Annotated in this window: 16 protein-coding genes; 3 read left to right on the top strand and 13 right to left on the bottom strand. The window is 62.7% G+C overall.

Translation table 11 applies throughout. From position 1 onward, the window contains the following. Window position 1 precedes the first annotated feature (1 nt). The 3 genes from ACN9MY_RS08375 to ACN9MY_RS08365 are packed head-to-tail and all read right to left on the bottom strand — an operon-like array spanning window position 2 to window position 4,499. Entirely contained in the window at window positions 2-2,134 is a 2,133-nt protein-coding gene (locus ACN9MY_RS08375; protein ID WP_426337132.1) for a 3-hydroxyacyl-CoA dehydrogenase NAD-binding domain-containing protein, read from the bottom strand. 12 nt (window positions 2,135-2,146) lie between these two features. Continuing rightward, window positions 2,147-3,352 (bottom strand): acetyl-CoA C-acetyltransferase, encoded by a 1,206-nt coding sequence (locus ACN9MY_RS08370; RefSeq protein ID WP_426337131.1) that lies wholly within the window; start codon window positions 3,350-3,352, stop codon window positions 2,147-2,149. A gap of 10 nt (window positions 3,353-3,362) precedes the next feature. After that, entirely contained in the window at window positions 3,363-4,499 is a 1,137-nt protein-coding gene (locus ACN9MY_RS08365) for an acyl-CoA dehydrogenase family protein (RefSeq protein ID WP_426337130.1), read from the bottom strand. Between the two features lie 94 nt (window positions 4,500-4,593). On the opposite strand from ACN9MY_RS08365, the gene ACN9MY_RS08360 reads away from it, so the two are divergent. Further along, complete coding sequence (locus ACN9MY_RS08360; protein WP_426337129.1) at window positions 4,594-5,229, top strand: TetR/AcrR family transcriptional regulator; 636 nt, start codon at window positions 4,594-4,596, stop codon at window positions 5,227-5,229. 4 nt (window positions 5,230-5,233) lie between these two features. Here the strand turns inward: ACN9MY_RS08360 and ACN9MY_RS08355 are convergent, their stop codons facing one another. The 10 genes from ACN9MY_RS08355 to ACN9MY_RS08310 all read right to left on the bottom strand — a co-directional run bounded on the left by ACN9MY_RS08355 (window position 5,234) and on the right by ACN9MY_RS08310 (window position 16,887). Continuing rightward, window positions 5,234-5,638, bottom strand: a complete 405-nt coding sequence (locus ACN9MY_RS08355; protein WP_426337128.1) for a type II toxin-antitoxin system VapC family toxin — start codon at window positions 5,636-5,638, stop codon at window positions 5,234-5,236. Next, entirely contained in the window at window positions 5,635-5,892 is a 258-nt protein-coding gene (locus ACN9MY_RS08350; protein WP_426337127.1) for an antitoxin, read from the bottom strand. The genes ACN9MY_RS08355 and ACN9MY_RS08350 overlap by 4 nt, the downstream gene beginning before the upstream one ends. A gap of 63 nt (window positions 5,893-5,955) precedes the next feature. Next, the gene (locus ACN9MY_RS08345) at window positions 5,956-7,191 is read right to left on the bottom strand and encodes a Zn-dependent hydrolase (protein WP_426337126.1); all 1,236 of its coding nucleotides are present in this window, start codon (window positions 7,189-7,191) and stop codon (window positions 5,956-5,958) included. Window positions 7,192-7,201: 10 nt separating this feature from the next. After that, entirely contained in the window at window positions 7,202-8,596 is a 1,395-nt protein-coding gene (gene hydA / locus ACN9MY_RS08340) for a dihydropyrimidinase (RefSeq protein WP_426337125.1), read from the bottom strand. Next, entirely contained in the window at window positions 8,597-10,075 is a 1,479-nt protein-coding gene (locus ACN9MY_RS08335) for an NCS1 family nucleobase:cation symporter-1 (RefSeq protein ID WP_426321635.1), read from the bottom strand. Further along, window positions 10,072-11,358 carry an NAD-dependent dihydropyrimidine dehydrogenase subunit PreA gene (gene preA, locus ACN9MY_RS08330; protein ID WP_426321633.1) on the bottom strand — a complete coding sequence of 429 codons (1,287 nt, stop codon included), beginning with the start codon at window positions 11,356-11,358 and terminating at the stop codon, window positions 10,072-10,074. The genes ACN9MY_RS08335 and preA overlap by 4 nt, the downstream gene beginning before the upstream one ends. Then, a complete protein-coding gene (locus tag ACN9MY_RS08325) occupies window positions 11,358-12,725 on the bottom strand; it encodes an NAD(P)-dependent oxidoreductase (RefSeq protein ID WP_426321631.1) in 1,368 nt (455 codons plus the stop codon). Before ACN9MY_RS08325 ends, preA begins: the two co-directional genes overlap by 1 nt. 11 nt (window positions 12,726-12,736) lie before the next feature. Further along, window positions 12,737-14,239: a CoA-acylating methylmalonate-semialdehyde dehydrogenase gene (locus tag ACN9MY_RS08320; protein ID WP_426169539.1), complete on the bottom strand. Its 1,503-nt coding sequence runs from the start codon at window positions 14,237-14,239 to the stop codon at window positions 12,737-12,739. A 15-nt stretch (window positions 14,240-14,254) separates the two neighbouring features. Beyond that, a complete protein-coding gene (gene ald, locus ACN9MY_RS08315; protein ID WP_426321629.1) occupies window positions 14,255-15,370 on the bottom strand; it encodes an alanine dehydrogenase in 1,116 nt (371 codons plus the stop codon). Window positions 15,371-15,570: 200 nt separating this feature from the next. Further along, window positions 15,571-16,887 carry an aspartate aminotransferase family protein gene (locus ACN9MY_RS08310; RefSeq protein WP_426321627.1) on the bottom strand — a complete coding sequence of 439 codons (1,317 nt, stop codon included), beginning with the start codon at window positions 16,885-16,887 and terminating at the stop codon, window positions 15,571-15,573. Window positions 16,888-17,052: 165 nt separating this feature from the next. Between ACN9MY_RS08310 and ACN9MY_RS08305 the strand changes: the two genes are divergently transcribed. Together ACN9MY_RS08305 and ACN9MY_RS08300 are read left to right on the top strand one after the other, a co-directional pair. After that, complete coding sequence (locus tag ACN9MY_RS08305; RefSeq protein WP_426321625.1) at window positions 17,053-18,507, top strand: PLP-dependent aminotransferase family protein; 1,455 nt, start codon at window positions 17,053-17,055, stop codon at window positions 18,505-18,507. Continuing rightward, window positions 18,494-19,135 (top strand): TetR/AcrR family transcriptional regulator, encoded by a 642-nt coding sequence (locus tag ACN9MY_RS08300; protein ID WP_426321621.1) that lies wholly within the window; start codon window positions 18,494-18,496, stop codon window positions 19,133-19,135. Before ACN9MY_RS08305 ends, ACN9MY_RS08300 begins: the two co-directional genes overlap by 14 nt. Window positions 19,136-19,166 lie beyond the last annotated feature (31 nt).

Raw genomic sequence — 19,166 nt, 5'->3', positions numbered from 1 at the left:
CTCAACGCTCCGTGTAGTAAGCCGCACCCGTAGCGGCCATCGCCTTCAACTGCGCAGGTGGCGCAAAGCGGTCGCCGTGGGCGGCCGCCAGGCGTTCGCACTGCGCCACGAAGGCCGCCGAACCGGCATGGTCGATCATGCTCAATGGACCGCCGCGGAATGGCGGGAAGCCCCATGCGAGAATAGCACCGACGTCCGCGTCGCGCGCAGAACGCAGCACGCCTTCGTCCATGCAGCGCGCGGTTTCGACGGCCTGCACCACGGTCAGGCGTTCGACCACCTGGCTCACGTCGGGCTGAACTTCGGCACGGGGGAAAAGCTCCGCCAGACCGCTCCACAGGACCTTTTTGCCACCTTCCGGATAGTCGTAGAAACCCTTGCCGGCCTTCTTGCCGATGCGGCCCAGCTCCACCATGCGTGCGGCGACTTCGTGGCCCGGACGCGCCTTGTAGGCATCGCCCAGGTCAAGGCGGGTCTGGCGGTCGATCTTCCAGATCAATTCGGACGAGACTTCATCGGTCAGCGCCAGCGGACCGACCGGCATGCCAGCCTGCAGGCCGGCGTTTTCGATCAGCGCGGGCGCCACGCCCTCCGCCAGCAGCGCCAGGCCTTCCAGCACATAGGTCGAGAATACGCGGCTGGTGTAGAAGCCGCGCGAGTCGTTGACCACGATCGGCGTCATGCCCAGCGCGCGCACCAGGTCCATCGAGCGCGCCAGCGTTGCATCGGAAGTCTGCTTGCCGACGATGATCTCAACGATAGCCATGCGATCCACCGGCGAGAAGAAGTGCAGGCCGATGAAGTTGGCCGGCCGCGCGCTCGCTTCTGCCAGGCCGGTGATGGGCAAGGTGGAAGTGTTGGACGCGAAGATCGCGTCGGCTCCGAGTACCGCTTCCGCGCGGCGCGTCACGTCGGCCTTGATGCCGCGATCCTCGAACACTGCCTCCACCACCAGTTCAGCGCCTGCCAGCAACGCAAAGTCGGTGGTCGGCGTGATGCGCGCCAGCAGCGCTTCCGCCTTGTCGGCGCTGACCCGGCCGCGCTGCTGCTGTTTCGCCAGCAGTCCCGCCGAGTAGGCCTTGCCGCGTTCTGCGGCCTCCTGCGCGGTATCGACCAGTACTACCTCGATACCCGCCTTGGCGGCGACATAGGCGATGCCCGCGCCCATCATGCCGGCGCCCAGCACGCCGATCCTGGTGTACTTCTGCTGCGGCACATCCTTTGGACGCGAAGCCAGCTTGTTCGCCTCGTTCATGCTGAAGAACAGCGTGCGGATCATGTTCTTCGCTTCCGGCGACAACACGGTTTGCACGAAATAGCGCGCTTCCGTCATTAAGCCGGTGTCGAGGTCCGTGATCAGGCCTTCATACACGCAGGACAGGATATTGCGCGGCGCCGGATAGTTGCCATAGGTCTTGGCGCGCAACATGGCGTTGGCCGCCATGAAGACCTGCTGCACTGCCGGCGAGGACACGGCGCCGCCCGGAATCTTGAAGCCCTTGGCATCCCAGGGCTGATGCACGCCGCCCGCAGCGATCGCACTTTCGACCCATGCGCGTGCCGCAACCAGCTCGGTGCCAGCAGGGACTACTTCATTCAGGATGCCCAGCTCATGCGCAGCGCCGGCAGTCAGGCGCTTGCCTTCCAACAGCAGCGGCAGCGATTTCTGGATGCCGACCAGGCGTGGCAAGCGCTGCGTTCCGCCACCGCCCGGCAACAGGCCAAGGGTGACTTCAGGCAGGCCGAAACGGGCCTTCGGATTGTCAGCCGCCACGCGGTAACGGCCGCACAGCGCCACCTCCAGGCCGCCGCCAAGCGTGGTGCCTGGCAGCGCCATCGCGACCGGCTTGCCGCAAGTCTCCAGCTTGCGCAGCGCCCGATCGAGGCGCACGACGCGTTCGAACAGAACCTCGGCGGTCCTGGCGGACAGCAGCCACTCCAGGTCGCCGCCAGCAATGAAGTCCGGCTTGGAGGACGTCATCAGCACGCCCTTGACGGCAGCATCCGCGGCCACGCGGTCTACCAGTTCGCACAGCGCGCTGCAGCTTTCTTCGTTCAGCACATTCTGGCTGCGTCCCGGCATGTTCCAGCTGAGGGTCGCGATGCCGTGGGAATCCAGGCTGTAATCAATCATTGTCTGCCTCCCTTAAATGCGCTCGATGATGGTGGCAGTGCCCATGCCGGCACCAACGCACAGCGTGGCCAGGCCGGTTTGCAGGTTGCGGCGTTCCAGCTCGTCCAGCAGTGTGCCAAGGATCATTGCGCCAGTTGCGCCCAGCGGGTGTCCCATGGCAATGGCGCCGCCGTTGACGTTCATTTTCCCGTGCGGCACGTTCATCACTTCCATGAAGCGCAGCACCACGGAGGCGAATGCCTCGTTCAGTTCGTACAGGTCGATGTCGAAAGCCTTCATGCCGGCGCGCTTCAGCGCTTTCTCGGCAGCGTAGCTTGGCCCGGTCAGCATGATGGAAGGTTCGCTGCCGATCGACGCGAAGGAACGGATGCGGGCACGCGGCTTGAGGCCGGCGCGCTCGCCGGATTCGCGCGTGCCGATCAGCACCGCTGCGGCGCCGTCCACGATGCCGGAGCTGTTGCCGGCATGGTGCACGTGCTGCATCTGCTCGATCTGCGGATAGCGTTGCGTGATGACCAAGTCGAAGCCGAAGTTGGCGCCCATGTCGGCGAACGATGCTTTCAGCGCGCCAAGCGATTCAACGGTAGTTTCGGGACGCACCAGCTCATCGCGCGCCAGCATGGTCAGGCCATTGCGGTCCACCACCGGCACCACGGAACGTGCAAAACGGCCTTCCTGCCAGGCGCGATACGCGCGCTGCTGCGATTCGACGGCGTAGGCGTCGACATCGCGGCGGCTATAGCCCCAGATGGTCGCAATCGCGTCCGCCGAAATCCCTTGCGGCACGAAGTAGGAATCGAAAGCGCTTTGCGGGTCGACCGGCCAGGCGCCGCCCGAAGAACCCATCGGCACGCGCGACATCGCTTCCACGCCGCCGCCGACCACCATGTCGGACTGGCCGGACATCACCTGCGCCGCCGCCATGTTGCAGGCCTCCAGGCCGGACGCGCAGAAGCGGTTGATCTGCACGCCCGCGACCGATTCGGCGTAGCCGGCAGCCAGCGCGGCAACCCGGCCGATGCAGGCGCCCTGCTCGCCGACCGGCTCCACGCAACCGAGCACCACGTCGTCGATGATCGCGCTGTCGAAGTTGTTGCGGCTGACCAGCGCGCGCAGCGCAGTCTCCGCCAGGCGCAGCGGCGTTACGCCGTGCAGCGAGCCGTCTTTCTTGCCTTTGCCGCGCGGCGTGCGCACGGCGTCAAAGATGTAAGCTTCCAAGCTGGTCTCCTTACAGCGTGCGGCTGATCAGTTCTTTCATGATTTCGTTGGTGCCGCCGTACACGCGCTGTACGCGTGCGTCGGCCCAGGCGCGGGTGATCGGGTATTCCCACATATAACCATAGCCGCCGTGCAGCTGCACGCACTTGTCCAGAACGCGGAATTGCATCTCGGTGGTCCAGTATTTAGCCATGGATGCTGTGGCGGCATCCAGCTTGTCTTCGATCAGCAGCTCCATGCAACGGTCGACGAACACGCGGCACATCTGCACCTCGGTCTTGATCTCGGCCAGCGTATGGGCGATGGTCTGGAACTCAGCGATCGGACGCTTGAAAGCCTTGCGGTCGCGCGTGTATTGCACGGTCCATTCCAGGCCCGATTCAGCAGCTTGCACAGCCATGATGGCGATCTGCATGCGCTCCCACGGCAGTTCCTGCATCAGGTATTTGAAGCCCGCGCCCTCCTCGCCCAGCAGGTTTTTCGCCGGCACGCGCACATTTTCGAAGAACAGCTCGGAGGTGTCCTGCGCCTTCATGCCTGCCTTCTTCAGGCGCTTGCCCTTACTGAAGCCCTCCATCGAAGTGTCGACCACGAACAGGCTGATGCCCTTGGCGCCGGCAGTCGGATCGGTCTTGGCAACCACGATCACCACGTCGGCATTCCAGCCATTGGTGATAAAGGTCTTGGAGCCGTTCATGATGTAGTGGTCACCGTCGCGGATCGCGGTGGTCGCCACGCCCTGCAGGTCGGAGCCGGTGCCCGGTTCGGTCATCGCGATGGCGCCGATCATCTCGCCGGTCGCCAGCTTGGGAATGTAATGCGACTTCAGGTACTCGCTGCCGTAGTGCAGGATGTAGGGCGCCACGATTTCCGAATGCAGCATGAAGCCGGGGCCGGACGCACCGACGCGTGCCTGTTCTTCGATCAGCACCATGCTGTAGCGGCGGTCCACGCCAACGCCGCCGTACTGCTCCGGCATGGTCGGGCACAGGAAGCCTGCAGCGCCGGCCTTCAGCCAGGCATCGCGATCAACATAGCCTTGCTCTTCCCAGCGCTCGTGGTGCGGGGCGATCTCGGTTTCCATGAAGCGGCGCGCGGATTCGCGCAGCATCTCGTGTTCTTCGGTGAATAAGGTGCGAGGGATCATCAGGCGTGGTCTCCGTTGGAAGTTATAGGTCAGTCGACCGAAATAGTATCGGTCAGTTGACCTATTTGTCAATCGACGGGATAATTCATGTCTTATGAGGAAAAGGTCAGACACGCCCCTGCAGGCAAAAGAATCCAACACCACCACCAAAGGGTTTGAGCGCGCCAGCGCCATCCTGGAGGCGGCGCGGTTGTTGTTGGCGCACGACGGTTATGCGGCGTTGGCAATGCGCAGCGTGGCGCAGCAGGTGGGGGTAAGCCTGTCGACGGTGCAGCACTATTACCCGAGCCGGGATGCGCTGATCGAAGCGCTGCTGGAGCAGACTTTTGCCCGCTACCAGGCAGGCATCGACGAACGTGTTGCCGCAGCCGGTACCGGTCCGCGCGTGGAATTGTTTGAATCGATCATCGATTACTTCCTGGCCGACCTGCGCGACCAGGTGTCGAGCGGCCTGTTCTTCGAAATCGCCGCCCTGGCCAACCGCCACCCGGTGGCCACCAAGCTGTTCGACACGATGATGACCCGCGCCCGCCGGACGCTGCGCAACCTGATCCACGAAATCGATCCAGCCCTGTCGATGCAGCAATGCGAAATCCGCGGCACGCTGATCGTGGCGCAGATGCTGGGGACAATGCTGTTCATCTCCGAGACCCGCCCGCAGCATAAAGAACTGGAGGACCTTGCGCACGAAGCGACGGTCGCCATCACCCGTATCGCCTTCGGCAGGTAACGAATTAGTCAGGCCAATCCTCAATCTCCAGATCGGCGCTCAGCATTGCGAACGACTTGTCGCGTGTCACCAGGATTGCTCCGAGGGCACAGGCATGGGCCGCAATTAACATATCCATTCGTGCCAATGGATGGCCATTGCGCTCGTATTTGGCCTGCAGATACGCATAAGCCATCGCCGCATCCCTGGTCCAGGGCAAGATAGTTGAACGCACCAGAAATGCATTGATGCGGGCAGCGAGGCCGTCTGGATTCCCACATTTCTCAAGGCCGTACCGCAGTTCCGCTTCTGTGATTACCGAAACGAAAGCTGAGCTCAACGGCAACAGCGCCAGTCGGGTAATGACGCCAGGCTTATCGCCTCTGATCGCGTGACTCGCGATATTGGTGTCGAGCAGATGCGGTCTCATGAATTTTCATCGAATGGATCGCGCTGCCCTTCTTGTGCACCACGTTCAATTCCGCTCATGAAGTCTGCTGGCACAACTGTGGTTTCGTAAAGTGCGAACAGCCCGTCCCAAGTAGTCGGCCGGGGGGACAGAATTACATCGCCTGTCACCGGGTCGCGCCGAATGAACACTTCAGTCCCCTCGAAGCGATAATCCTTGGGCAACCGAACAGCTTGGCTGCGCCCGGTAAAGAAGAGTTTTGCGGTATCTGCCATAACTTCACTATATGCCGGCACCGATACATATCAAGGTAGATACCGCCGCGCTGTTGAGGTAAGTCAAGCGATACCGGCGCGCTCCAGCATAGCGTGGAGCAGCACGTTGCAGCCTGCCTCCAGGTGCTCCTTCTTGGCGTCTTCGATTTCGTTGTGGCTGATGCCATCCTTGCAGGGGACGAAAATCATGCCAGCGGGAGCGACACGGGCCGCATAGATTGCGTCGTGGCCCGCACCGGAAACGACGTCCATGGTGGAATAGCCTAGTTTCTCGGTCGCCTTGCGGACAGCGCCAACGCAGTCTGGATGGAACGGGCATGGCGGATAGTACGACACACGCTCGATCTTGACAGGCAGGCCCGTCTCAGCGGAAGTCTTGTCGATGAAGGCCAGCATGTCTTCGTGCATCTTGTTCAGCAGCTCGTCGTTCACATTGCGCAGGTCGATGCTGAATTTGACCTGGCCGGGAATCACGTTGCGGCTGTTAGGGAAGACCTGCATCATGCCGACCGTACCGCGGCCGTATGGCGGGTAGCGGTTGGCAATTGCCACCACCTCGGGGATGATCTGTGCCGCCACCTGCATCGCGTCTTTGCGCAAGTGCATTGGAGTCGGGCCGGCATGGGCCTCCATCCCGGTCACCGTGCAGTCGTACCACGAAAGGCCCATCACGGCGGGCACGACGCCAATGACTTTATCGGCATCCTCCAGCACAGGCCCCTGCTCGATGTGGGTTTCGAAGTATGCACCGATTGGATGCTGGCCGGGCACCTGGTCGCCCTTGTAGCCGATGCGTTCCAGCTCCTCGCCTACTGTCTTGCCTTCAGTGTCTTTGGCGGCGTACGCATGTTCCAGCGTAAAGGCGCCACAGAATACGCCAGAGCCCATCATGACGGGTACAAAGCGCGAGCCTTCCTCGTTGGTCCAGAACGCGACCTCGACCGGTGCACGCGTCTTGATGCCCTTGTCGTTCAGGGTACGGACCACTTCCAGCCCCGCCAGCACGCCATAGTTGCCATCGAACTTGCCGCCGGTCGGCTGCGTGTCGATATGGCTGCCGGTCATGACGGGCGGCAGCGTGTTGTCTTCGCCATCGCGGCGCATGAAGACGTTGCCGATCTGGTCGACCGTGATCGACAAGCCGGCGGCGCGCGCCCAGCTTGTCACCAGGTCGCGCCCCTGCTTGTCGAGATCCGTCAGCGTCAGGCGCTTGACGCCGCCTTTCGGCGTCGCGCCGATCTTGGCCAGTTCCATCAGCGAATCCCACAGGCGGTCGCTATTGATACGTAGATCGCTCATGATGCACTCCTTAGCGCGCCGTTACGGGCGCAAAAGCGGGACGGTCGACGTGGCGCCCGGCGCCTTCGACTGCCCGCAAATCTCCACGATGGAACACGACCTTGCCGGCCGCCACGGTGGTGCTTGGAATCCCTTTGACTGTACGTCCCTCGAAGACGTTGAAGCCGCCCTTTGCGAACTGTGTCTTGGCCGAAATCGTGCGGGTGCCTTCCGGGTCCCACACTACGATATCCGCGTCAGAGCCGGCGGCAACCAGGCCCTTGCGCGGATAGATATTGAAGATCTGCGCCGCATTGGCGGACGTTACACGCACGTACTCCGACGGCGTCAGCTTGCCGCTGTTGACGCCTTCGTCCCAGATCACCGCCATGCGGTCTTCGACCCCGCCGCAGCCGTTGGGGATTTTGGTGAAGTCGTTGCGCCCCGCCGCTTTCTGCTCGGCGCAGAAGGTGCAGTGGTCCGTCGCCGTAGTGTGCAGGTTGCCGCCCTGCAGGCCTTGCCACAGTGCCTTCTGGTGCTCGCGGCTGCGGAACGGAGGGCTCATGACGTGACCTGCCGCAAACTCGAAATCTGGATGGTCGTACACGCTGTCGTCCACGATCAGGTGGCCGGCCAGCGCTTCGCCATACACGCGCTGGCCTGCGGCGCGGGCGCGGGTGATCGCGTCCAGCGATTCCTTGCACGACACGTGCACGATGTACAGCGGGGTGTTCAAGACGTTGGCAATGGCAATGGCGCGGTTGGCCGCTTCCGCCTCCACGGCTGGAGGGCGCGACAGCGGATGCGCACGCGGGCCGGTAATCCCCTGGCGCAGCAGGTCCTGCTGCAGCTGGTAAACCAGCTCGCCGTTCTCGGCATGCACAGTCGGGATTGCCCCCAATTCCAGTGCACGGCGGAAGCTTTTCACCAGCGTTTCGTCGTCCGCCATGATGGCGTTCTTGTACGCCATGAAGTGCTTGAAACTGTTGACGCCGTGGTTGCGCACCAGCGTGCCCATTTCCTCGTGCACCTTGTCCGACCACCAGGTGATCGCCACGTGGAAGGTGTAATCGCCGGCCGCCTTCTCGGCCCAGCCGCGCCACTGGTGGTAAGCCTCGAGCAGCGGCTGCTGCGGGTTGGGAATGACGAAGTCGATGATGGTCGTGTTACCGCCCGCAAGACCGGCTGCGGTGCCGGTGAAAAAATCGTCCTGGGTGACGGTGCCCATGAAAGGCAGGTTCATGTGCGTGTGCGGGTCGATCCCGCCCGGCATGACGTACTGGCCGCCTGCATCAATCACTTCCGCCCCGGCCGGCGCTTCAAGCGCGGGACCAACTGCGACGATCTTGTCCTCCTCGCACAGCACGTCCGCGCGGAAGGCACGGTCCGCGTTCACTACAGTCCCGCCACGAATCAAAGTTGCCATTTATGCTTTCTCCGGAATGGGTGGCGGTACGGCCTTGGCCGCCCTGCCCTTCATCAAGATGCCATACACCAGCGCCGCGATCGCGATGCCGACGAACCATGCATAGGTATAAATCAGCTTGAAGCCCTCGCCGACATCGCCGAACGATGCCGGAAAGGCGGCATTCAGGAAGCCCGGCACGTTGGGTGCTACGCCAAACGCGAAGGCCAGCAGTGCAGCGGAATTCCAGCCGTTTGTATAGCTGTATTCGCCGTTGTCGACGTACAGCGCGCCGACGTTCAGCTCCGTCTTGCGAATCAGGTAATAGTCGACGATCAGCACGCCGGCGATCGGGCCAAGCAGGGCCGAATAGCCGATCAGCCAGGTGAAGATATAGCCCTGCGTGGTTTCCAGCAGCTTCCATGGCATCATCGCCAGCGCGATGCCGGCCGTGATGTAGCCGCCGGTGCGATAGGAAATATGCTTTGGCGCCAGGGCGGAAAAATCATACGCGGGGCCAACCAGGTTGGCGGCGAGGTTGACCGAGATCGTATCGATCAACAGGACCACCAGCGCGACCAGCACCGCCACGCCGGTCATGCGGCTGGCCAGGTCAACCGGGTCCCAGATCGCCTTGCCGTACAAGACGACCGTGGCGGACGTAACGATCACCGCCAGCGCCGCCAGCAGGCCCATAGGCACCGGCAGGCCGACCGACTGCCCCAGCACCTGGTCGCGCTGCGTTTTCGCGAAGCGGGTGAAGTCCGGGATATTCAAAGCCAGCGTAGCCCAGAAGCCGATCATCGCTGTCAGCGAAGGCCAGAACGTCGGCCAGAACTGGCCGGCCTTCTTGCCGCCTTCAACGAATTGCGAAGGCTGCTCCAGCAAGGTACCGAAGCCGCCCGCCTTCTGGTACACCCAGCCAAGCAGCACGAAGCAAATGATGATCTTCAGTGGCGCGGTATAGGTTTCCAGTTTGCGGATCGCATCCATGCCGTGCACGATGTACCAGAACTGGATCGCCCAGAAGGCAATGAAGCAGAGCAGCTGGGCGCCATTGATGCCAAGGCCGCCGATCTTTGCACCGCCGATCTCGCTGCCCATCATCACGCCCAGCAGCGTATAGATCATCTGCCCGCCGAACCAGGTCTGGATGCCATACCAGCCGCAGGCCACGATGGCGCGCATCAGCGCCGGCAGCCGCGCGCCGGAGGTGCCGAACGAGGCCCGCGCCAGCACCGCGTACGGAATGCCGTACTTGGTGCCGGCGTGGCCGATCAGCAGCATCGGCAGCAGCACAATGGTATTGGCCAGGAAAACGGTGAGGACAGCCTGTCCCGCCGACATGCCGCCTTCAATCAGGCTGGCCGCCAGCGTGTAGGCGGGGATGCACATGACCATCCCAACCCAGAGTGCAGCGAAGTGATACCAGCGCCAGGTGCGCTGCGATTCATTGGTCGGGGCCAGGTCTTCGTTCCACAACTGGGGATTGTCGCTCATGCAGTCTCCTTGATCTCGGCCCGCGGGTTGCGCGGGTCCTGTGTCCAGTTCATGTAAGGCTTGCCCGTGGGGACTGCGACCATCGTAATACAACCTTGCACCGGACAGGTAATTTCGCACAGGTTGCAGCCGACGCATTCCTCGTCGTTGACCTTGTACGTCCGCGTGCCGCTTGCCTCATCGATCAACTGGAAGATGGACTGGTGCGACGTATCCTCGCAGGCCACATAGCAGCGGCCGCACTTGATACAGTCGTCCTGGTTGATATGGGCGATGGACTTGTAGTTCATATCCAGGAACTTCCAGTCCGTGGTGTTCGGCACCGCCTTGCCCATGAAGTCGTCCAGCGTCTGGTAGCCCTTGGAGTCCATCCAGCGCGCCAGGCCGTCCTTCATTTCCTGCACGATGCGGAAGCCGTGCAGCATCGCAGCCGTGCAGACTTGCACGCACCCGGCGCCCAATGCGATGAATTCGGCCGCATCCTTCCAGTTGCCAATGCCGCCAATGCCGGAAATCGGCAGGCCGCGCGTTTCCGGATCACGCGCGATCTCGGCCACCATGTTCAGCGCAATCGGCTTGACGGCCGGGCCGCAGTAGCCGCCGTGGGTGCTGGCGCCGCCAACGTTGGGGAAGGCCACCATCTTGTCCAGGTCCAGCGAGGTAATGGAGTTGATGGTGTTGATCAGCGAAACAGCATCGGCGCCACCGGCCTTGGCAGCACGCGCCGGGCGGCGGATATCGGTGATGTTCGGCGTCAGCTTCACGATTACCGGCAGCCTGGTGTGCTTCTTGCACCACGCCGTCACCTGCTCCACGTATTCCGGAACCTGGCCGACTGCGGAACCCATGCCGCGCTCCGGCATGCCGTGCGGGCAGCCAAAATTCAGCTCGATGCCGTCGGCGCCCGTAGCTTCGACTTTCGGCAGGATCGCGGCCCAGTAATGTTCCTCGCAAGGCAGCATCAGCGACACCACGATGGCGCGGTCAGGCCACGCCTTCTTCACCTCCGTGATTTCCTGCAGGTTCAATTCCAGCGAGCGGTCGGTAATCAGCTCGATGTTGTTGAAGCCGAGGACTTCGCGGTTCTTGCCGTAGATGGCGGAGTAGCGCGAAGAAACGTTCACGGCTGGCGGATCTTCACCCAGCGTTTTCCAAACCACGCCGCCCCACCCTGCTTCGAAGGCGCGGATCACGTTGTAGGCCTTGTCGGTAGGCGGTGCGGAGGCGAGCCAGAATGGATTCGGCGCCTTGATGCCGCAGAAATTGACGCTCAGGTCGGCCATTATGCTGTCCCCTTCTTCGATTGGATGTCGGAATGGATCGCCATCGCGGCGCGCTTGCCGTGCTCCACGGCCTGCACCGTCAAGTCCTGGCCCAGCGAGACGCAGTCCCCGCCGGCGTAGATGCCCGGCAGGATGGTGCGGAAGCTGTCGTCCACATGAATCTTGTCGCCATCGCGCTTCAGCATCGCTGCCAGCGGATCGGCCAGGGCGGCCGGTTCCATTGCCTGGCCAATGGCCTTGAAGATCGCATCGGCCGGCAGCTCGAAAGTAATGCCGGTGCCGATCATGCGCGAGCCCTCCATCGCCGTGCGTTCGAAGCGCATGCCCCGCACGCGGCCGGCTTCGTCCAACAGCACCTGCTGCGGTTGCGCCCAGGTCTGCATGCGCACCTGGTTAGCCTTGGCGATGTCCTGCTCGTGATGGGTAGCGCTCATGGCGTCGAAGCCGCGGCGATAGACCATCGTCACTTCTTCCGCACCCAGGCGCTGGATCTGCACCGCCATGTCGATAGCAGTATTGCCTGCGCCGATCACGATGGCGCGACGCGGCACCGGCAGCTTGGCCAGGTCGTCCGCCTGCCGCAATTCGGCGATGTAATCGACCGCCGCCATCAGGCCGGGAGCATCCTCGCCGGTCAAGCCCAGTGCACGGCTCGCGCCCAGGCCCAGCCCGAGGAAGACCGCGTCGTATTGGCCGTGCAGGTCTTTCAGGTGCAGGTTGGCACCGAGCTTCTGGCCGTGGCGTACTTCGATGCCGCCAATCCCCAGCAGAAAGTCGACTTCCTTTTGCGCGAAATTGTCGGTCAGCTTGTATTTGGCGATGCCGTATTCATTCAGGCCACCGGACTTCTCATGCGCCTCGAAGATCACCACGTCGTTGCCCAGCATGGCCAGGCGGTGGGCGCAGGACAAGCCTGCGGGCCCGGCGCCGACTACTGCGATCTTCTTGCCGGTCGAGGGTGCGCGCTTGAATGGATGGCCGTCCAGCGTGGCATTATCGAGTGCAAAACGCTGCAGAAGGCCGATCTTCACCGGCTGGCCTTCCGCGTCATGATTGCGCACGCAGGCGTCTTCGCACAGGATCTCGGTCGGGCAGACGCGCGAGCAACTGCCGCCGAGGATGTTCTGCTGCAGGATGGTGACCGCGGCGCCGTTCACGTTCCTGTCATGGATATTGCGGATGAAGCTCGCGACATCGATGCCGGTCGGACAGATGCGCGTGCACGGCGCGTCGTAGCAGTACAGGCAGCGCGAACTTTCAATCGCAGCCTGGCGCGCGTTCAAGGGCGGCGCCAGGTCGGTGAAATGACCGGCCAGCTCTTCGTTCGTGGCTTTGGGCTGCGGTATGTATTTGAGTGACTCGATCATTGGTTCCATCCTCACTTCATCTGTGGGAAAGCAAACTGCGCGCCAGCACTTGCGGTATTTGGCCAGCGCTCCATCACGGCCTTGTGGCGGGTGTAGAAACGCACGCCCTCCGGACCATAGGCATGGTGGTCGCCAAACAGGCTGCGCTTCCACCCGCCGAAACTGTTGAATGCCATCGGCACCGGCAGCGGCACGTTGACGCCCACCATGCCGACCTGGATCTGGCGCACGAATTCGCGCGCCACCCCGCCGTCGCGCGTGAAGACCGCGACACCGTTGCCGTATTCATTCTTGTTGATCAGCTCTACCGCCGACGCCACGTCAGGCAGGCGCACCATGCACAGGACAGGACCGAAAATCTCTTCCTTGTAGATGGTCATATCGGGCGTGACGTGGTCGAACAGCGTGCCGCCGATGAAGAAGCCGTTCGGACGGTCGGCAACCTGGTAGTTGCGGCCGTCGACAACCAGGGTTGCGCCCTGCTCCACGCCCTCGCCAATCAGGCGCTCAATGCGCTGCTTGGCTGCCGAGGTCACAACCGGCCCCATTTCGGCCTCCGATGCCATGCCATCGCGCACTTTCAGTGCAGCGGTGCGCTCTTTCAGTGCACCCAGCAGCTTGTCGGCGGCATCGCCCACCGCCGCAACCACCGAAATCGCCATGCAGCGCTCGCCCGCCGAACCAAAGGCGGCGCCCATCAGCGCATCGACCGCCATGTCCATGTCGGCGTCCGGCATCACCACCATATGGTTCTTTGCACCGCCCAGCGCCTGCACGCGCTTGCCGTGCTGCGAACCGCGCGAGTAGATATATTCCGCAATCGGCGTCGAGCCCACGAAACTCACCGCCTGGATCGCCGGGTGATCGAGCAGCGCGTCGACCGCCACCTTATCGCCTTGCACGACATTGAACACGCCGTCCGGCAGGCCGGCTTCCTTCAGCAGGCGCGCATGCAGCAGCGATGGCGACGGGTCGCGCTCGGAAGGCTTGAGGATGAAGGTATTGCCGCAGGCAATAGCGATCGGGAACATCCACATCGGCACCATCACCGGGAAGTTGAACGGCGTGATGCCGGCCACCACCCCAAGCGGCATGCGCATCGACCATGCATCGATGCCGCGCGCAATCTGGTCGGTGTACTCGCCCTTCATCATCTGCGGGATGCCGACAGCGAATTCCACCATCTCGATACCACGCGCTACTTCCCCTTTGGCGTCCGCGAAGGTCTTGCCGTGTTCGCGGGTCAGCATGGCGGCGAACTCCTCGGTGTGCTGGTGGCACAGTTCGAGGTACTTGAACAGCACCCGTGCACGCGTCAGCGGCGGCGTGTTGGACCAGGCCGGGAACGCCGCTTCCGCAGCGCACACGGCGGCATCGACTTCCTCCGCCGTGCCGAGCGCCACGCGCGCCACCGGTTCACCCAATGCCGGGTTGAATACGTCGCCATAACGACCGCTGGCCGTATCGACCTTGGCGCCGTTGATAAAGTGGGTAATGGTATCGAGATTGCTCATTTCAAGCCCTGAGGATTAGGCCAGCAGCGATTCCGCCGGCACGTAGGTATAGCCAAGGTCGTGCGCCACCGCTTCATAAGTGACGTGGCCTTGGCAGACATTGAGTCCGTTGCGCAGGTGCGGGTTGGCCTTCATGGCCTTGGCCCAGCCCTTGTCGGCCAGCGCAACGGCATGGCCGATGGTGGCGTTGTTCAGCGCAAAGGTGGAGGTACGGGCGACTGCTCCCGGCATATTGGCGACGCAGTAGTGCACAACGCCGTCGACCACGAAGGTTGGGTTCTCGTGCGTGGTGGCATGCGAGGTTTCAAAGCAGCCGCCCTGGTCGATCGCCACGTCGACCACCACGGAACCTTGCTTCATGCGCGACACCATATTGCGCGTGACCAGCTTGGGCGCGGCGGCACCGGGCACCAGCACGCCGCCGATCACCAGATCGGCATCGGTCACCGCGTCGTCGATGGTGTGGGCATTGGAGTACATGGTCTGGATGCGGTTGCCGAACACCAGGTCAAGCTGGCGCAGGCGGTCGACGTTCTTGTCCAGCACCGTCACGCGGGCGCCCATGCCGACAGCGATCTGCAGCGCATTGGTGCCGACCACGCCGGCGCCGATAATCGCCACATTGCCGGGGGCTACGCCTGGCACGCCGCCCAGCAACAGGCCCATGCCGCCTTTGGATTTTTCAAGATGGGCAGCGCCAGCCTGGATCGACATGCGCCCTGCCACTTCGCTCATCGGCGCCAGCAGCGGCAAGCCGCCGTTTGGACCGGTGATGGTTTCATACGCAATGCAGACCGCGCCGGATTTCACCAGCGCCCTGGTCTGCTCCGGGTCGGGAGCCAGGTGCAGGTAGGTGTAAAGAATCTGGTTCTCGCGCAGCATCGCGCATTCCTGTGGCTGCGGTTCCTTCACTTTGACGATCATTTCGGCCTTGGCGAAGATTTCCTCCGCGGTCGGGATGATCGTGGCGCCGGAGCCCACATACATTTCGTCGGTCAGACCGATTGCAGCGCCCGCGTTGTGTTGCACCAGGACCTGGTGCCCGCGGAGTGTCAGTTCCTTTACGCTGGCCGGGGTAAGGCCAACGCGCGATTCCTGATTCTTGATTTCCTTCGGTACGCCTACCAACATGGTTCGTCTCCTTTGGTTGTTTTACTTAAAACCGGTAAACCAGGGTACGACCCATAGGGTCGGACCCTGTCTGCTCGCCTGCTGTTGGTGTTGGTTATGCGCCTTTGATCTTCGTCAAAAATCAAAGGCCTCGAACCAGAACCCCAGGCCGTCGATCTGACTGGGTCTGACCCTATGGGTCGGACCCAGGTTTACCGGTTTTAATCAAGCGTCTTCAACACCTTTCCGAGCTTCCCGAATAATTCGTCGATGTGCTTCTTCTCAAAGGTGAGTGGCGGCGACAACGCGATGATATCGCCGGTGGTGCGGATCAACAGCCCATCCGCGAAAGCTTTCTTGAACGCGGCGTATGCGCGCGTTCCGGGCGCACCTTCACGCGGCGCCAGCTCGATGCCGGCTACCAGGCCGATGGTGCGAATGTCGATCACATGCGGCAGCCCTTTCAGCGAATGCACGGCATCTTCCCAGTACGGCTGGATTTCCTTGGCGTGGTCCAGCAGCTTCTGCTCCTTGAACACTTCCAGCGTCGCCAGCGAGGCGGCGCAGGCGACCGGATGGCCGGTGTAGGTGTAACCGTGGAACAGCTCAATGCCGGCCGGCGCCTCCATGAAGGTATCGTGGATGAACTTCTTGCTGAACACCGCGCCCATCGGGATGGTGCCGTTGGTCAGGCCCTTGGCCGTGGTCATCATGTCCGGTTCGACATCGAAGTAATCGGTGGCGAACGGCGTGGTCAGGCGGCCGAAGCCGGTGATCACTTCATCGAAGATCAGCAGGATGCCGTGTTTGGTGCACAGTTCGCGCAGGCGTTTCAGGTAGCCTTTCGGCGGCACCAGCACGCCGGTGGAACCCGCCACCGGCTCCACGATCACGGCTGCGATAGTGGATGCGTCGTGCAGCGCGACGATGCGTTCCAGTTCATCGGCCAGGTGGGCGCCGTACTCCGGCTCGCCGCGCGTGAAGGCGTTCTTCTCAATATTGTGAGTGTGCGGCAAGTGGTCTACACCCGGCAGCAATGTGCCGTACGGCTTGCGGTTGCCGGCGATGCCGCCGACGGAGATGCCGCCGAAGCCGACGCCATGGTAAGCCCGCTCGCGGCCGATCAGGCGGGTCCGGGAAGCTTCGCCGCGCGCCTTATGGTAGGCCAGCGCGATTTTCAGTGCCGTGTCCACTGCCTCGGAACCGGAGTTCGTATAGAACACGTGGCCGAAGCGATGGTTGGTATATTCCATCAGCTTTTCGGCGAGGTCGAAGGCGGCCGGGTGGCCCATCTGGAAGGTCGGCGCGAAATCGAGCTGGCCGACCATTTCGCTGACTGCCGCCACGATCTTCGGCTGGCGGTGGCCGCAGGGGACACACCACAGGCCGGCGGTGCCATCGAGCACCTGGTTGCCGTCGACGTCCTTGTAGTAGACGCCTTCGGCCGAGACCAGCAGGCGCGGATTGGCCTTGAAGTCGCGGTTGTTCGTGAACGGCATCCAGAAGGACGCCAGGGACTGCGGCCGGGCTTCGTTCATTTGCTATCTCCCTTGGTGGGTTTTTTTACGATGCTCAAAAAACTTTACCAGTTGGCAAAATCATGATGCAATAATAGACAGCAAGTTAACTATGGCACATATACACACAAGCGGAAACGCTCCAACCGTACAGGTAGCAAAAACAGTACAGTTTTAGAGGCCCGAATGGACGACAGCGCAACTCCCAACTCCGCATGGCCCGTGCTTTCCATCGAGCGCGCGAAGAAGGGCAGCCTGGTTGAAAAGATCGTGGACGCCATCAGCGCGATGGTGGCAAGCCGCGAGCTGCGCGTTGGCACAAAGATGCCTTCAGTCAGGCAATTCGCGAAGTGTAATGGCATCAGCACCTTTACAGTTGTCGAGGCCTACGACCGCCTGGTCACGCTCGGACTGTTGTCATCGCGCCGCGGTTCCGGCTATTTTGTCGCTCGCCACGACGTCCCCGCCCTGCTGCCGCCAGCGGCCATGTTCGCCACGCCGGCTGCCGTCGACGCGCTGACACCTGAACTGTATTCCGGCGCTTCCGAAGCGCTGCCGGTCGGCGCCGGCTGGCTGCCGCCCGAATGGTATGGCGAAGACACCATCCTCGACGCCGTACGCCACGCCATGCGCATCCCCGCCAACCGCTTGCGCGGCTATGGCCACCCGCTCGGCTTCCCCGGCCTGCGCCAGTACATGGCGTCAACACTAAGCGACGAACTGTTTGCCGTGGAAGCCGAACAGATCCTGCTCACGCACGGCGCCACCCATGCCTTCGACCTGATCCTGCGCACGCTGACCAAGCCTGGCGACACCGTCTTCGTGGAAGACCCGGTGTACAGCAACCTGCTGTCGCTGATCCGCCACCACGGCTGCCACGCCATCGGCATTCCGCGCGACGAGCATGGCCTCGACATGGATTTTCTCGCCGCGCAGGCGCGCGAGACCCAGCCCAAGCTCATGTTCGTCAACACCGTGCTGCAAAACCCGCTCGGCACCAGCTTGACGCAAGCGCAGGCGCATCGCCTGCTGGGGTTTGCCGAGCAATTCGACTTCTGGCTGGTGGAAGACGACATCTACCGCGAGCTCACTGCGCGCGGCGAAGCCTCGCTGGCCGCGATGGACGGCTTGCGGCGCGTGATCCGCGTCGGCAGTTTTTCCAAGACGCTGTCGCCAGTGCTGCGCGTCGGTTCGATTTGCGCCTCTACCTCGCTCCTGCCGGAGCTGGTGCGCGTGAAGATGCTGGCCGGTCTCACCACGTCGGAAGTGAACGAACGCGCCGCCTACCACGCCATCACTGCGCGCCCCTACAAACGCATGGTCGAAAAGCTGGTGGCACAACTGGCCGAGGGCCGCGAACGCACCATCGACCTGCTGGCCCTGGCCGGCATGGCGCCGATCGCCAGGCCGCGCGGCGGCATGTTCGTCAGCGCCGGCTGGCAGCAGGCGCCGTCGCCTGAGTGCAACGGCAAGCAGCTTGCCGACCAGGCACTGAAGTCCGGAATCCTGCTCGCACCGGGCGAGTTTTTCCAGTTGCGGCAACCGGCATCGATCTGGTTCCGCTTCAACGTCGCTTATTCGGACAGCCCACAACTGCGGAACTTCCTGCAGTCCATGAGGAGGGAATATGGCATCAGCTAAACTGCGCCGCGTCATCAACCGCGACCGGCTGGAAGCGGACATCGCCACGGAGGCTGTGCGTGTATTTGCCGAATGCGGCTACGAAGGTGCGTCGGTCGCCACCATCGCGGAAAACGTCGGCCTGTCGAAGCAGAACCTGATGTACTACTTCCCCACCAAACAGGCGCTCTACCAGCGTGTACTGGACGACGTCCTCGACGAATGGCTGGCGCGCATGGCCAATATCGCCGAGCCGGACGGCGAACCGGCCGAAGTACTACGCGCCTACATCAAGGCCAAGCTGGATTTCTCGCGCGAGCATCCGTGGGGATCGCGCGTGTATGCGATGGAAGTGATCAGCGGCGCGCCCCTGTATGGCGAGCAGATTCGCGAACGCGTGGTGCCGCTGGTGCGCAAGGATATCGAGGTGTTCGAGCGCTGGATCGCCGAGGGCCGGATCGCCCCCGTCAACGCCACCCACCTGCTATTTGCCATCTGGGCCATGACGCAGTCCTACGCCGACTTCGCCGCGCAAATGCAGCTGGTGCTTGGCGCCGGACAATTGACCGGTGCCGATTTTGCCGATGCAGAGGAGACCATCACCAGGCTGGTGATCGCCGCCCTGATGCCAGCGAAAGCCAGCGGCTAACGGCAATTGCCGTGCCCCCCGGCCCGGATCA

The sequence above is a fragment of the Pseudoduganella sp. R-31 genome, assembly GCF_049913235.1.
Classification (GTDB): Bacteria; Pseudomonadota; Gammaproteobacteria; order Burkholderiales; family Burkholderiaceae_D; genus Rugamonas.
Note: the sequence above shows the minus strand (reverse complement) of the source record. Positions and strands in the feature narration are given on the sequence as shown.

Coding starts and splice junctions, on each gene's coding strand:
- ACN9MY_RS08355 (WP_426337128.1), bottom strand. CDS start 5,638: ATGAGACCGCATCTGCTCGACACCAATATCGCGAGTCACGCGATCAGA.
- ACN9MY_RS08310 (WP_426321627.1), bottom strand. CDS start 16,887: ATGAACGAAGCCCGGCCGCAGTCCCTGGCGTCCTTCTGGATGCCGTTC.
- ACN9MY_RS08350 (WP_426337127.1), bottom strand. CDS start 5,892: ATGGCAGATACCGCAAAACTCTTCTTTACCGGGCGCAGCCAAGCTGTT.
- preA (WP_426321633.1), bottom strand. CDS start 11,358: ATGGCCGACCTGAGCGTCAATTTCTGCGGCATCAAGGCGCCGAATCCA.
- hydA (WP_426337125.1), bottom strand. CDS start 8,596: ATGGCAACTTTGATTCGTGGCGGGACTGTAGTGAACGCGGACCGTGCC.
- ACN9MY_RS08365 (WP_426337130.1), bottom strand. CDS start 4,499: ATGATCCCTCGCACCTTATTCACCGAAGAACACGAGATGCTGCGCGAA.
- ACN9MY_RS08360 (WP_426337129.1), top strand. CDS start 4,594: ATGAGGAAAAGGTCAGACACGCCCCTGCAGGCAAAAGAATCCAACACC.
- ACN9MY_RS08335 (WP_426321635.1), bottom strand. CDS start 10,075: ATGAGCGACAATCCCCAGTTGTGGAACGAAGACCTGGCCCCGACCAAT.
- ACN9MY_RS08300 (WP_426321621.1), top strand. CDS start 18,494: ATGGCATCAGCTAAACTGCGCCGCGTCATCAACCGCGACCGGCTGGAA.
- ACN9MY_RS08375 (WP_426337132.1), bottom strand. CDS start 2,134: ATGATTGATTACAGCCTGGATTCCCACGGCATCGCGACCCTCAGCTGG.
- ACN9MY_RS08305 (WP_426321625.1), top strand. CDS start 17,053: ATGGACGACAGCGCAACTCCCAACTCCGCATGGCCCGTGCTTTCCATC.
- ACN9MY_RS08320 (WP_426169539.1), bottom strand. CDS start 14,239: ATGAGCAATCTCGATACCATTACCCACTTTATCAACGGCGCCAAGGTC.
- ACN9MY_RS08325 (WP_426321631.1), bottom strand. CDS start 12,725: ATGATCGAGTCACTCAAATACATACCGCAGCCCAAAGCCACGAACGAA.
- ACN9MY_RS08345 (WP_426337126.1), bottom strand. CDS start 7,191: ATGAGCGATCTACGTATCAATAGCGACCGCCTGTGGGATTCGCTGATG.
- ald (WP_426321629.1), bottom strand. CDS start 15,370: ATGTTGGTAGGCGTACCGAAGGAAATCAAGAATCAGGAATCGCGCGTT.